At 40.2% G+C, this 14353-nt stretch carries 14 protein-coding genes; 12 read left to right on the top strand and 2 right to left on the bottom strand.

The window, feature by feature from the left end:
* Nucleotides 1-162 precede the first annotated feature (162 nt).
* From lpdA to LDO51_RS00545, 10 genes are all read left to right on the top strand, one after another.
* Entirely contained in the window at nt 163-1590 is a 1428-nt protein-coding gene (gene lpdA / locus LDO51_RS00590) for a dihydrolipoyl dehydrogenase (RefSeq protein WP_036951171.1), read from the top strand.
* Between the two features lie 430 nt (nt 1591-2020).
* The gene (locus LDO51_RS00585) at nt 2021-2365 is read left to right on the top strand and encodes a DUF3969 family protein (protein ID WP_225577194.1); all 345 of its coding nucleotides are present in this window, start codon (nt 2021-2023) and stop codon (nt 2363-2365) included.
* A gap of 325 nt (nt 2366-2690) precedes the next feature.
* The gene (locus LDO51_RS00580; RefSeq protein ID WP_225575966.1) at nt 2691-3050 is read left to right on the top strand and encodes a hypothetical protein; all 360 of its coding nucleotides are present in this window, start codon (nt 2691-2693) and stop codon (nt 3048-3050) included.
* 272 nt (nt 3051-3322) lie between these two features.
* Complete coding sequence (locus LDO51_RS00575) at nt 3323-3547, top strand: hypothetical protein (protein ID WP_225575965.1); 225 nt, start codon at nt 3323-3325, stop codon at nt 3545-3547.
* A 72-nt stretch (nt 3548-3619) separates the two neighbouring features.
* Nucleotides 3620-3859 (top strand): hypothetical protein, encoded by a 240-nt coding sequence (locus LDO51_RS00570; RefSeq protein ID WP_225575964.1) that lies wholly within the window; start codon nt 3620-3622, stop codon nt 3857-3859.
* 586 nt (nt 3860-4445) lie between these two features.
* Nucleotides 4446-7043 (top strand): bifunctional aconitate hydratase 2/2-methylisocitrate dehydratase, encoded by a 2598-nt coding sequence (acnB, locus tag LDO51_RS00565; protein WP_225575963.1) that lies wholly within the window; start codon nt 4446-4448, stop codon nt 7041-7043.
* Between the two features lie 133 nt (nt 7044-7176).
* Complete coding sequence (locus LDO51_RS00560; RefSeq protein ID WP_036951163.1) at nt 7177-7542, top strand: YacL family protein; 366 nt, start codon at nt 7177-7179, stop codon at nt 7540-7542.
* A gap of 152 nt (nt 7543-7694) precedes the next feature.
* Nucleotides 7695-8567, top strand: coding sequence for a small-conductance mechanosensitive channel MscS (mscS, locus tag LDO51_RS00555; protein ID WP_225575962.1), 873 nt, complete (start codon nt 7695-7697; stop codon nt 8565-8567).
* Between the two features lie 218 nt (nt 8568-8785).
* On the top strand, nt 8786-9403 hold the full coding sequence (gene argO, locus LDO51_RS00550) for an arginine exporter ArgO (RefSeq protein ID WP_225575961.1): 618 nt from the start codon (nt 8786-8788) through the stop codon (nt 9401-9403).
* A gap of 115 nt (nt 9404-9518) precedes the next feature.
* Nucleotides 9519-10247: an oxidative stress defense protein gene (locus LDO51_RS00545; RefSeq protein ID WP_225575960.1), complete on the top strand. Its 729-nt coding sequence runs from the start codon at nt 9519-9521 to the stop codon at nt 10245-10247.
* Here the strand turns inward: LDO51_RS00545 and LDO51_RS00540 are convergent.
* On the bottom strand, nt 10237-11157 hold the full coding sequence (locus LDO51_RS00540; RefSeq protein WP_225575959.1) for a LysR family transcriptional regulator ArgP: 921 nt from the start codon (nt 11155-11157) through the stop codon (nt 10237-10239). The two genes, LDO51_RS00545 and LDO51_RS00540, sit on opposite strands and share 11 nt — an antisense overlap.
* A gap of 197 nt (nt 11158-11354) precedes the next feature.
* Between LDO51_RS00540 and rpiA the strand changes: the two genes are divergently transcribed.
* Both rpiA and serA read left to right on the top strand, forming a co-directional pair.
* Complete coding sequence (rpiA, locus tag LDO51_RS00535) at nt 11355-12014, top strand: ribose-5-phosphate isomerase RpiA (protein ID WP_225575958.1); 660 nt, start codon at nt 11355-11357, stop codon at nt 12012-12014.
* A gap of 440 nt (nt 12015-12454) precedes the next feature.
* Nucleotides 12455-13705 carry a phosphoglycerate dehydrogenase gene (gene serA, locus LDO51_RS00530; protein ID WP_154627364.1) on the top strand — a complete coding sequence of 417 codons (1251 nt, stop codon included), beginning with the start codon at nt 12455-12457 and terminating at the stop codon, nt 13703-13705.
* Between the two features lie 37 nt (nt 13706-13742).
* Here the strand turns inward: serA and LDO51_RS00525 are convergent, their stop codons facing one another.
* Nucleotides 13743-14345: a 5-formyltetrahydrofolate cyclo-ligase gene (locus LDO51_RS00525; protein ID WP_225575956.1), complete on the bottom strand. Its 603-nt coding sequence runs from the start codon at nt 14343-14345 to the stop codon at nt 13743-13745.
* Nucleotides 14346-14353 lie beyond the last annotated feature (8 nt).

Genomic DNA, 14353 nt, shown 5'->3' with positions numbered 1-14353 from the left:
GGGCAGAGTTTTTCGCTGTTACAACGAAAGGTTGGGAGTTACGTCACGTATTCAGCCTTTTCAGGATGTTAACAATTCTGTAAACTGCTTGCGGTGTGTACTTTACCAGTGGAAAATTCGTTTATTCGGCGGCCCCGCTGGACAAAACAAAAAGAGGTCATGATGAGTACTGAAATTAAAGCCCAAGTCGTTGTGCTTGGTGCAGGCCCAGCAGGTTATTCTGCGGCATTCCGTTGCGCTGACTTAGGTTTAGAAACTGTTTTGGTAGAACGTTACTCAACTCTTGGTGGAGTTTGTTTAAACGTTGGTTGTATCCCTTCTAAAGCATTACTGCACGTTGCTAAAGTTATCGAAGAAGCTAAAGCATTAGCTGAACACGGTATCGTATTTGGCGAGCCAAAAACTGACATTTCCAAAGTTCGTCTGTGGAAAGAGAAAGTTATCACCCAACTGACTGGCGGCTTAGCGGGTATGGCGAAAGGCCGTAAAGTTAACGTAGTTAACGGTCTGGGTAAATTTACTGGCGCGAATACACTGGTTGTTGAAGGCGAAAACGGCAGCACCACTATCAATTTTGATAATGCGATCATTGCTGCGGGTTCACGTCCAATTCAGTTACCATTTATTCCTCATGAAGATCCACGTATTTGGGATTCAACAGATGCATTAGAACTGCAAGAAGTTCCAGAGCGTCTACTGGTAATGGGTGGTGGTATCATCGGTCTTGAGATGGGTACTGTATACCATGCACTGGGTTCACAAATTGATGTGGTTGAAATGTTTGACCAAGTTATCCCAGCTGCGGATAAAGACGTGGTTAAAGTATTCACTAAGCAAATCAGCAAGAAATTCAACTTACTGTTAGAAACTAAAGTGACTGCTGTTGAAGCGAAAGAAGATGGTATCTACGTTTCAATGGAAGGTAAAAAAGCACCAGCTGAACCACAGCGTTATGACGCTGTATTAGTGGCTATCGGTCGCGTACCTAACGGTAAGAACTTAGACGCAGGCAAAGCAGGCGTTGAAGTTGACGATCGTGGTTTTATCCATGTTGATAAACAAATGCGTACTAACGTACCGCACATCTTTGCTATCGGTGACATCGTTGGCCAACCAATGCTGGCTCACAAAGGTGTTCACGAAGGTCACGTGGCAGCAGAAGTTATCTCTGGTCTGAAGCACTACTTCGATCCTAAAGTGATTCCATCAATCGCTTATACTGAGCCAGAAGTTGCATGGGTTGGTTTAACTGAGAAAGAAGCGAAAGAGAAAAACATCAGCTACGAAACAGCAACATTCCCATGGGCTGCATCAGGTCGTGCAATTGCATCTGATTGCTCTGAAGGTATGACTAAGCTGATTTTCGACAAACAATCTAACCGTATTATCGGTGGTGCGGTTGTTGGTGTTAACGGTGGTGAATTACTGGGCGAAATCGGCCTGGCAATCGAAATGGGCTGTGATGCTGAAGATTTAGCATTAACTATTCATGCTCACCCAACACTGTATGAATCAATTGGTATGGCGGCAGAGATCTACGAAGGTAGCATCACTGACTTACCAAACGCTAAAGCGAAAAAGAAAAAATAATTTTCCTTTTTAGCAAGAAATAAGTGAATTGAAGACCAAAGCAGAAATGTTTTGGTCTTTTTTATTTTAATGAATAAATACATTAACTTATTTTCTTAATTATATAAATATTATAATTGCTATAATTTTGATATTTACACTTAGTTGACTATAAAAAATTTTAAATTTAATTTCTTTGCTGTTTTTAAATAACAACAAGGATGTTAATTATACTCTATAGGGTTTAGAAAAACTCAAAATGGAACGATAAGAAATATTGTGAATAATAAGCGGTTACGTAAATATTTTAGGTGAATATAGTCTAGAAATGGCATCAATTTTATAAAAATGGATATGATTTAGCTGGAAATAAAGTATCAATTCATTATTTTAAAAGTCAAAGTGGTAGAGTAATTAATGTAAAAGTAAAAGCTGGTTGGAGTAATATTTTATAAAACTCAGTTACAGTCTTGCTGATGAACATGCAAGCAAATTTATAAGTTTTTTAGCTTTAGGTGTATTAACCGCATTAGATAAAAACCTGATATCAATTGATGAAGCAGAAGGATATATTTTCAAACCTTATTTAAGCAAACTGCTGGAGAAAATTGGTTCTGAGGAGAAGTTAATAGATATAGTAAACCTTGGCTGTGAGTTGGATGATGTGGCTAGTCTATATCCAGAAGATCTTCAAGATCAGATAAAAGATCTATTAGATAAAACTCTATCAGTAATTTCACATGGTAAGAGCTTTGGTAGATTGATTGATAGAGAAATTAAAATTGTAGAAGATTGAATTTATAACTGAATTAATGCTCACTTTAACCAGCTTATCATGGTTGATAAGCTGGTTAAATTTAACGATATTATGTGTTTCAATCAAATAAATAGTACGGAATAACCATAATTTACTGCTGTCAATCACACGTTGAATCAATAACATTCTTGACCTCACCTTATAACGTATTAAGGTAAAAAGAATCGGAACACCCCATATAAATAGACTAGCTATCATTTTACTAAAACTCTTTGCAATTTTAATTTATGTACCTGATGTTCAAGAAGGTTTAGCTTGGTTTAACAAGAAAGTGATCAATAAAATTTTTAAAGTGAGCCTATAAATGGAAAAAATTTTACATTTTGATGAAATTATTGATGATGCAAAAGGGCTATGGCTATCAGGGTTATTTGGTTCCATAGTTGGTTGGAATCCAAATAAATCTTTTTATGAACATAAAAATATCTTTTTCTATGTGATAAAAAAGTTATTAGATGATCAAATAATTAAATTTTGTTCTCCTGATGATCCTTTAGGTAAAAATATTTCATATTGGAATGCTAATAGCCAAGAAATTGTTAACTACCTTGAAGTACACTGGCCTGAAAATTCTGAGGGAGAAGATGATGATTTGAACATGTATTTTTATGAGATGCTGGCTATTTTGTGGAAAGATGAGTTTGAAAAATATGTGGGATCCTAAATTTTCTGCCTCAGTTGGTTTTGAACATCTCACTCCTGTAAATAGTTTTGTGTATTTATAGGGGTATTTATCTGTGATTCATAGTTCTTTATAAGAAAATTACGCAATATCATCTGATTGTATATTACTAAAGAGGCAACAATGGACTGTTTAGTCATTGCTTCCCAATTGTCTTCATACAGTGGTCAGGCATTAAGGTTTAATAGAGATGGTAAGAAATTTATTGGTTTTAGAGAACCATGAAATTGGAAATTAATTGATGGAGGATATTCATGTTAGAATATAGTGTTGGCAGTTCTTTGAATCGAGATGACTTATATGCGGAACTCTCCTTGAATAATATTCAATGGGGAGAGATATCACTTTCTGAAGATAAGAAAGAGGTAAATATCATTATTTATCCAGACTCAAAAATTTTAAAGTTTAAGTATAATGAGTTTCTATCATTGATAGAAAAGGCTAAAGATCATCTTTTACTGTTAGAGCCATTAATTTAATTTTACATAATTAAGTTAACCTCCCTCACTTGTATTGATAGATGCCCAATACACTATTAGCGCTAAAGAAAAATGAAAGAAAAAAACTTAGAATTATTTTTTTCAAGTTCTATGGAATATGGAAATTTGACATTAGAAGTACAATTAGGATGGCAAAGGATCGCTGAAATAAATCAAGATAAAGGAACGGAAAATTTAGAAGTTGAATTATTTTGTTCTGATTTACCAAATAATTTTATTGCAAAGATGCCATTAGATGACTTGATATCTATTTTAGTTGAAGCTCGTGATACGCTTAAAAATGAAGGCTAGTATTGCATTATTCTCATTTAGAAAGTTTTCACTTATCAATCAATTATTTGAAATAATTTAAGTTTCAATTGAAGAGTCTAGATTTTTATAGGCTCTTTTTTATTGCTTCCTCTCAGTAATCTGGTTGAACTAAAAAGACTAATAAACCCCATAAAATCCGTTAAAAAATTTTAAACCAATCGCAATGATTTGCCTTATCAATTAGTCAGATAAGTAAAAATGGGTTATTAAATATAATTTGTGATAAGGGATGAAAAAAGGCACTAATTAGGGTGCTTTCAGTCATGAAATGGATTATAAAAAGTAGGGTCTTAATGGATGTTTATAATGGATTATGATGTTTCAAGCTTAAAAATTGCCCTATAAAGTTTGTTAATGGGTTAAGTTAGCAGAAGAATGTTACTTTCTTGTGAATGAATTAACATTACGTTTAAATTCTGCTATGCTGATTGCCCGAAGCTGGACATAATTTTATCGCCATTGAGATTATGTGAGCAAATTCCTCTGACCTGGCACCGGATGATGATTTTTTCAGGATGGTGCAGACAGCCGGGTATATAAATAACAAAGAAGCGAGGAGAACGTCGTGCTAGAAGAATACCGTAAGCACGTAGCCGAGCGTGCCGCTCAAGGGATTGTCCCTAAGCCATTAGATGCGTCACAAGTAGCTGCACTAGTAGAGTTACTGAAAAACCCACCCAAAGGTGAAGAAGATTTCTTGTTAGACCTGCTGACCAACCGAGTTCCACCGGGCGTTGATGAAGCAGCGTACGTTAAAGCTGGATTTTTAGCCGCGATAGCAAAAGGCGAAACATCCTCCCCTCTTATCTCCCCTGAAAAAGCCATCGAACTGCTTGGTACTATGCAGGGCGGATACAATATTCACGCGCTAATCGAAGCTCTAGATGATGCCAAATTGGCAGCCATCGCAGCGAAAGCACTTTCCCATACACTATTGATGTTCGATAACTTCTACGATGTCGAAGAAAAAGCGAAAGCGGGAAATGCACATGCTAAGCAAGTGATTGAATCATGGGCAAATGCAGATTGGTTCAACCAGCGTCCTGAATTAGCCGAAAAAATGACAGTGACTGTATTTAAAGTGACTGGCGAAACAAACACTGATGATTTATCTCCTGCACCAGATGCATGGTCGCGCCCAGATATCCCTCTGCATGCTTTAGCGATGCTGAAAAACGCACGTGATGGCATCGTTCCTGATGAAGCGGGTAGCGTAGGTCCAATTAAACAAATCGAAGAACTGAACAAAAAAGGCTTCCCGCTGGCTTATGTGGGTGACGTTGTCGGTACGGGTTCTTCTCGTAAATCAGCAACGAACTCCGTTCTATGGTTTATGGGTGACGATATTCCATTCGTGCCTAACAAACGCGGCGGCGGTGTGGTACTGGGCGGTAAAATTGCACCTATCTTCTTTAACACAATGGAAGATGCGGGTGCACTGCCAATTGAAGTGGATGTATCTAAGCTGAATATGGGCGATGTAATTGATATCTATCCATATAAAGGTGAAGTTCGTAACCACGAAACTAACGAATTGTTAGAAACATTCGAATTAAAAACGGATGTGTTAATCGACGAAGTTCGTGCTGGTGGTCGTATTCCACTGATCATCGGTCGTGGCTTAACCACAAAAGCACGTGAAGCATTAGGTTTAGGTGCAACGGATATGTTCCGTCTTGCGAAACCTGTTGCACAAAGCAATCGTGGTTACTCATTAGCACAAAAAATGGTCGGTCGTGCATGCGGTCGTCAAGGTATTCGTCCTGGTGAATACTGTGAACCTAAGATGACGTCTGTCGGTTCTCAAGATACCACAGGCCCAATGACGCGTGATGAGCTGAAAGACTTAGCGTGTTTAGGATTCTCTGCAGATTTAGTCATGCAGTCATTCTGTCACACGGCGGCTTATCCAAAACCTGTCGATGTTACCACGCACCATACGCTGCCTGATTTTATTATGAATCGCGGTGGGGTTTCTCTGCGTCCGGGCGACGGTATTATTCACTCTTGGTTAAACCGTATGCTATTGCCAGATACTGTTGGTACTGGTGGTGACTCGCATACCCGTTTCCCAATTGGTATCTCATTCCCAGCTGGTTCTGGTTTAGTGGCTTTTGCCGCTGCAACCGGTGTTATGCCTCTGGATATGCCAGAGTCCGTATTAGTTCGCTTCAAAGGGCAAATGCAGCCGGGTATCACATTACGTGACCTCGTTCATGCTATTCCACTGTATGCGATTAAAGATGGCTTACTGACTGTTGAGAAAAAAGGTAAGAAAAACATTTTCTCTGGTCGTATTCTGGAAATTGAAGGCCTTCCTGAGCTGAAAGTTGAGCAAGCATTTGAATTAGCAGATGCGTCGGCTGAACGTTCCGCAGCGGGTTGTACTATCAAACTGGATAAAGCGCCAATCATCGAATATCTGCAATCTAACATCGTTCTTTTGAAATGGATGATTGCAGAAGGTTACGGTGACCGTCGTACCATTGAGCGTCGTATCAAAGGTATGGAAAACTGGTTAGCAAACCCTGAGTTACTCGAAGGCGACGCTGATGCAGAATATGCCGCAGTGATTGAAATTGATCTTAATGAGATCAAAGAGCCAATTCTGTGTGCGCCAAATGACCCAGATGATGCACGTTTACTGTCTGATGTTCAGAATGAAAAAATCGATGAAGTATTCATTGGTTCTTGCATGACTAACATTGGTCACTTCCGTGCGGCAGGTAAACTGCTGGATTCTCATAAAGGTCAATTACCAACTCGCCTGTGGGTTGCGCCACCAACGAAGATGGATGCCGCGCAATTAACTGAAGAAGGTTATTACAGCGTATTTGGTAAGAGCGGAGCGCGTATTGAAGTCCCTGGCTGTTCACTGTGTATGGGTAACCAAGCACGCGTGGCTGATGGGGCGACAGTTGTATCGACATCGACTCGTAACTTCCCGAACCGTTTAGGTACAGGGGCGAATGTGTATCTGGCATCCGCAGAGTTAGCCGCAGTGGCTTCTCTGTTAGGTCGTTTACCAACGCCAGATGAGTACCAACAGTTTATGAATAAAGTTGACGAGACTGCGGAAGATACATATCGCTATCTGAACTTTGACCGACTGGATCAGTACACTGAAAAAGCTGATGGTGTGATTTTCCAAACGGCTGTGTAAGTTATCGGTTATTTATGTCTAAAAGGCTCCCATGGTGGAGCCTTTTGCTTTTCAGTATCTATGAAACCTCTCACTCATATTCATCATCTCGCGTTATACTTAATTCAAAGACGCAAAGTGTGAGGTATTGCATATGGACTACCAATTCTTAAAGGATATTACAGGAAGTATTACCGCTAAATTTTCAATGGATCATGAAGCTATCGGCTATTGGCTAAATGAAGAAATCAAAAATGACCTCAGTTTACTGGACACCATCGCAGAAAATTATGAACTGATTAAAGGTAGTGAAAAGCAATGGGAATTTATTGGTCACGAATACACACTTATTCTCGATGATGAGGAAGTGATGATCCGTGCGAACCAGTTAGCTTTTGAGACGGATGGATTAGAAGAAGGCATGAGTTACTATGATAATGAAAGTATTGCCTTTTGTGGCGTAAATGACTTTTTCGATATGTTGGATGATTACCGTGAGTTTGTTATCGAAAATCGATAAATAACATTTTATTTATCGATTAATTTTATATTTTGATAATTTATAGCTATTATTTTAAGCGTATTATTCAATTATTTACTCATGGTTTCTAAGGTTACTAATTGAATTAAGCGAGTTTTCCTAGTCTAAATTTGATCGAAAAGGATATACATATGAATACTGATGATGTTACAGGCGCATTGAATGATGCAACAAATTGGTTTGTGGCAAATCAGGATCTGCTAGTCCAGTATGTCGTCAATATCGTTTCCGCACTTGTTATTTTAATTGTGGGGTTGATGATTGCTAAATGGGTTAGCCGTGGTTTGAATCGCGTGATGACATTGAGAGGGATCGATGCCACTGTTAGCGAATTCTTATCTGCTATTGCTCGCTATACCATTGTAGCATTTACCTTAATTGCTGTGCTGGGCAAAATTGGCGTACAAACGGCCTCGGTTATCGCGGTAATGGGTGCCGCCGGTTTAGCGGTGGGTTTGGCATTACAAAACTCATTAGGTAACTTTGCTGCGGGCGTTCTGCTGGTGGTATTCAGACCATTAAAAGCGGGGGAGTTTGTTAAGATTGGCGCGATTGATGGTACAGTACAAAGTGTGCAAATTTTCTCAACCACATTGAGAACGGCAGATGACCGTATCGTGGTGATCCCAAACGGTAAAATTATCGGTGACAGCATCATCAACGTGACTCGTGAGCCGCTTCGTCGTCAAGATATCATGGTCGGTGTTGCTTACAATTCTGATATTGATGTGGTTAAAAAAGTCTTGGGTGATATCGTTGCTGCTGACACGCGTATTTTGCATGATAAAGGCGTGACTATCCGTTTAAATGAAATGGCACCATCTTCATTAAACTATTTAGTACGTTTCTGGACAACGAACGGCGATACTTGGCCGGTTTATTGGGATTTAATGGAAAACTTTAAGCGTGCTCTTGATAAGCACAATATTGGTATTCCATTCCCACAAATGGATGTTCATCTTCACCAAGTTAATACCAGCGCAAAAAATATTTCTGCGGAATAAGTATTAACGTATTTATCCTTAAAAATGGCGTGACCTAAAAAGTTGCGCCATTTTTATTTGTACTTTGTCCTTAACTTCCTCCTTACTTTTTATCATTTCTTTATCGCCAATTCTGATTAGCCTTGCTTATGGCGCATTAGAGTTAATCGTTTTCACTAATAATTTTTTCTGGATATCATTCTGTGCAGATAATCTGAATAATTATTAGGAAAAATTGCATGTTTACGATTTATTTTCAGGGAGCGCTGTTAGGAGCAGCAATGATATTACCTTTGGGGCCACAAAATGCGTTTGTATTGCAACAAGGTAGCCGCAAACAATTTCATTTGATGAGTGCATTATTATGTGCACTAAGTGACACGATTTTAATCATTGCTGGTGTATTTGGCGGTAGTGCCTTATTAAGCCAGTCTGAGTTATTGATGGCGTTAATTACATGGGCTGGAGTCGCTTTCTTAGCGTGGTATGGCTATGGTGCGTTTCGTACAGCCATGACCCCAAATGATGCAGTGCTACAGTTAGAAAGTAAAATGATGACGCGCTGGAAAGTGATTGTGACTTTATTTGCTGTCACTTGGCTGAATCCTCATGTGTACTTGGATACATTTGTGGTGTTAGGCAGTGTTGGTGGGCAACTAGAGAGCCAGTTACGCCCATGGTTTACCGCAGGGGCTTTGACGGCTTCATTTGTGTGGTTTTTCTTATTAGCCATATTAGCCGCTTGGTTTTCTCCTATACTGAATAAACCACGTTCTCAGCGTTTTATTAACCTATTTGTCGGTTGTGTTATGTGGTTTATTGCATTTCAACTCGCTATACATGGTCTGAGTTATTAATTAGCATTATTCTGAATCGCAGTTTGCGCTGAGTATGATAATGTGAACCTTAATCAAAGGAAGTTTATGATGAACTTTCTTTTTATTGTAGAGAAAAACACCACTGGGAGGTTCTGTGAAATTGAAATCTATCGTTGCTGCTGCCCTGCTGGCAGGTCTTGCGGTACCAACCATGTCATTGGCAAGTGCCGTACCAGAGGGGCCGCATATTTCAACGTCAGCAAGTGGTGCTGTGAAAGTCGCGCCAGATATGGCGACGCTGAGCATTAATGTGCAAGTGACGAATAAAGATGCTGCAGCTGCGAAAGCTGCCGTTGATAAGCGTGTTGCTGAATACTATGAATTCCTAAAGAAAAATGGGATTGAAAAGCAAGATATTGAAGCTGCCAATGTGCGTACGCAACCAAACTATGATTATAGTTCGTCTGCAAAAGCATCCTTAAAAGGCTATACCGCAACAAGAACGGTTGAAGTCAAAGTGAAAAAATTGGATCAACTGAATATTCTGCTCGATGGCGCATTAGCAGCAGGATTGAATGAAATCAATTCAGTCCAATTTGGCGTGAATGATCCACAAAAATATCGTAATGCGGCGCGTGATCAAGCGATGAAGAATGCTCAACAGCAGGCTGAAGCATTGGCTAAAGGGTTTAATGCGCAGTTAGGGGCGATTTACAGTATTAATTATAATGCCCCATCAGATGCGCCATACCCAATGGCGATGCGCAGCCGTGGTGGTTCGTTGAAAGCAGTTGCTCAAGATCTCAAAGTTGATGAGACCTATGAGCAACAAAGTATTGATTTTAATGATCAAGTCGATGTGGTTTTTGAAATTAAGCGTTAATTTCGGCAGCAATTTCATCATCTTGTTTTAGCATCTGGCGTCCTGTTTTGAGCAGGGCGTCAGTCACTTTCTTCATTGTGCGACTTTCTGGCGCAAAACGATGCCAATAAAGCATACGGCGCTGGCAGAGCCCCGGCGTTAAATCAATCAGCTCACCCTTTTCTAATTCACTGGCAATTTGTAAATGCGGGATCATACAGCATGTTGAACCCTGTTTTGCTAGTTGTACAAAGGCTTCTGATGAGTTAACGATATGGCAGGGCACGCTTCCCGGAGATAAACCAAAATTTTGTTGAACAAAAGCTTGGTGCATATCATCTAAGTGGTCAAAAGCCACGGCTGGCGCTTTTAATAACGATGCGCGAGTAACACCTTCAGGGAAGTATTTAGCGGCAAAGGCAGGAGAAGCTACAAAAATATAGTCCAGTGCGCCCAGCTTATCGACTAAACAGCCCGGTAATGCTTGTGGCTGAATACTGATAGCACCGACCACTTCACCACGTCTTAAACGCTCTTGGGTACGGGTTTCATCTTCCACTTGGATATTCAAGCGAATAGGGGTGTTGCCCAGCACGGGATTTAATGCAGGTAAGAACCAGGTTGCCAAGCTATCGGCGTTTACCGCTAAGGAGAGCAATAATGGGGTAGAGCCACTATTTTCATCCCCAAGCCACTGTTCTTCGAGTAATTCTACTTGATGAAGCAGTGCTAGCAGCTTTTGGCCTTGTTCAGTCGGATGTGGTGGAACGGTACGCACGAGTAAAGGTTGACCAAAAAGGTTTTCTAACTGTTTGATTCGTTGAGAAACCGCAGATTGGGTGATACACAATTTTTGTGCTGCTCGTTCAAATCCGCGTTCACGAATGACGGCATCCAGTGCTTGCAAGGCGCGATAATCAGGGCGCTTCATCAAAAACTCTCCTTCTTGTTATTCTGCTAATCACTATGCCATATTTTTAGGGATAACACTTGCAAATATTCCTAAAGGGTATTTTTCATAAGAAGTAGTGCACAATCCCTAATAACAATACTGCAACTTGCTGGGTGTCCGGTATATACTATTGAGCATCTACTTAATGACTCATTATTTCAGTATAAGGCTCTCGCATGACTCAGGATGAATTAAAAAAAGCAGTAGGTTGGGCGGCATTAGAATATGTTAAACCGGGCACCATTGTTGGTGTTGGTACTGGTTCTACTGCATCTCACTTTATTGATGCATTAGCAACAATGAAGGGGCAAATCGAAGGCGCAGTTTCTAGCTCTGAAGCATCAACGCAAAAATTAAAATCCTTGGGTATTCCCGTTTTTGACTGTAATAGCGTGGATTCATTAGATATCTATGTTGATGGTGCTGATGAAGTTGACGGTAACATGAACATGATTAAAGGCGGCGGTGCAGCATTAACCCGTGAAAAAATCGTGTCTGCTATTGCTAAAACATTCGTGTGTATCGTGGACCAATCTAAGCTGGTGGGTGTGTTGGGTAAATTCCCTCTGCCAGTGGAAGTGATCCCAATGGCGCGTAGCTATGTGGCTCGTGAGCTAGTTAAACTAGGTGGTCAGCCAGTGTACCGTGAAAATGTGGTGACTGATAACGGCAACGTTATTTTAGATGTTCACAATTTAGAGATCCTCGACCCAGTCGCATTAGAAAATAAAATCAATGGCATTGCTGGCGTTGTGACGGTGGGCTTATTTGCTAACCGTGGTGCTGATGTCGTCCTGATGGGAACGGCTGACGGCGTAAAAACGATTAAGTTGTAATTAACCAGAATGTCATGCTAAGCCAGTGGATTTTCGAGTTCACTGGCTTATTTTTTGGCTAAAAAGATTTTTGACTCGATAGTTTGATGGTTTATGACTTTTGTAAATATCATCAACATGAAAATTATTTAAATTTTTTTACCTTCCGTTATTTTGGTGATATATCTCACAAAAATGCCCATTGGGTGGGCAAAATGCTTATTTTGTGTTACTGCTCTAGATTTTCCACCACATAACTTCTTTTTCATCACACTTTTTAGCAGAGTCTAAGCAATCGTTTGTATTGCTACTGCGCTGGATTTTGCTATGTTGGTATTCTCTTTTTATTTCAAGGTGCATGTGAGGGGCGGGAGTGCCTTAATTTCATGGCGTGTATCTCGAATTATTTTGAGTTCATACGAAATTCATCGGTCAAAATTAAGTACGATAGGGTAGGGTAAATGGTCAAGGTATCTTTGCAGAAAGACAAAATTAAATTTTTACTGCTTGAAGGTGTTCACCAAAGTGCTGTGGATAATCTCAAAGCGGCGGGTTACACCAATATCGAATATCACAAAAGTGCGCTGTCGGACGAAGAATTAAAAGAAGCGATTAAAGACGCACGTTTTGTGGGGATCCGCTCCCGTACTCATTTGACGGAAGAGATCTTTGCCGCAGCTGAAAAACTGGTGGCTGTGGGATGTTTCTGTATTGGAACCAACCAAGTTGATCTCGATGCTGCAGCGAAGCGCGGTATTCCTGTCTTTAACGCACCATTCTCCAACACCCGTTCCGTGGCGGAAATGGTATTAGGCCAGTTATTACTGTTGTTACGTCGTATTCCTGAAGCGAATATGCAAGCTCACCGTGGGATCTGGGAAAAACAAGCGAAAGGCTGTTTTGAAGCTCGTGGTAAGCGTTTAGGTATTGTTGGTTATGGTCATATCGGTACTCAGTTAGGGATCTTAGCTGAAGGAATTGGTATGGATGTTTACTTCTACGATATCGAAAATAAATTACCATTAGGTAACGCAACTCAAGTTCGTTCATTACCAGAATTATTAAAAATGAGCGACGTGGTGAGCTTACATGTGCCTGAAACTGCAAGCACAAAGAATATGTTTGGTGAAGCACAGTTTGAGCAAATGAAGCAAGGTGCTATTTTTATCAACGCATCACGCGGTACCGTCGTTGATATCCCTGCATTAAGTGCAGCGTTAGAAAGCAAAAAACTATCAGGGGCAGCGGTTGACGTATTCCCAACGGAACCAGCGGCAAACAACGATCCTAATGACCCATTCATCTCTGAATTGATTAAATTCGATAACGTGATCCTGACTCCACATATCGGTGGTTCAACAGAAGAAGCGCAAGAAAATATCGGCTTAGAAGTAGCAAGTAAACTGGCAAAATACTCAGATAACGGTTCAACATTATCTGCGGTTAACTTCCCTGAAGTTTCTCTGCCAGTGCATATGGATGATACTAACCGTTTACTGCACATTCATGAAAATCGCCCTGGCATCATGAACAGTATCAACCAAGTGTTTACTGAAAATAACATTAACGTGGTCGGACAATATCTGAGAACATCAGGTAATGTGGGCTACGTGGTTATTGATGTGCTAACGCAGTCACCAAGCCAAGCGGATGAAGTATTACTGAAATTAAAATCTCTACCGGGCACCATCCGCGCTCGTCTGCTGTTCTAATTACATTTAGATTGTTATCGAGAGATGGCGTTGGTATTTACCAGCGCCATATTTTTTTCGGGGTAATAATTTCTGGCAACGGAATATCCCAGTGCGCTATGGGTAAATCTTCAACTAACTGACAATCATGGGCGAGCCCAATAGGATAAAAGCCAGTTTTTTGCCAATTAGCCAAGGTTCTATCATAAAATCCGCCCCCCATTCCTAACCGTTGTCCTTGGCTATCAAAGGCCACCAGCGGGATCATCATAATATCCAGTTGCTCGATAGGTAATACATCCAACACATTCAATTGTGGCTCTTCAATATTAAATTTATTTTTTACTAAGATAGTCTTCGGCGTGTAATGCAAAAATAATAGATGGTGAGGATTAAAAGGATGAATAACGGGAAGATAAACTTGTTTTCCGTGAGCCCAAAGGGTTTGGATTAATGGACGTGTATTAATTTCACCATCGAACGAAAGAAATAGAGCGATAGTTTTAGCCTGTGCGACTTTTGGGTGATTAAGTGTGCGGGCGATAATGTGTTGTGCCGCATCATCTTGGGCTTCAGGCGTCAGTTCTCGCCGGGTTGCTCGAATAGATTTACGGATTTGCTGACGTAGTGAAGAGAGCGTATCTGACATAACCATTTCCATCAATCATA

This window comes from Providencia alcalifaciens, from assembly GCF_020271745.1.
GTDB classification, from domain to species: domain Bacteria; phylum Pseudomonadota; class Gammaproteobacteria; order Enterobacterales; family Enterobacteriaceae; genus Providencia; species Providencia alcalifaciens_B.
This window is presented reverse-complemented; position numbering and strand designations above follow the sequence as displayed.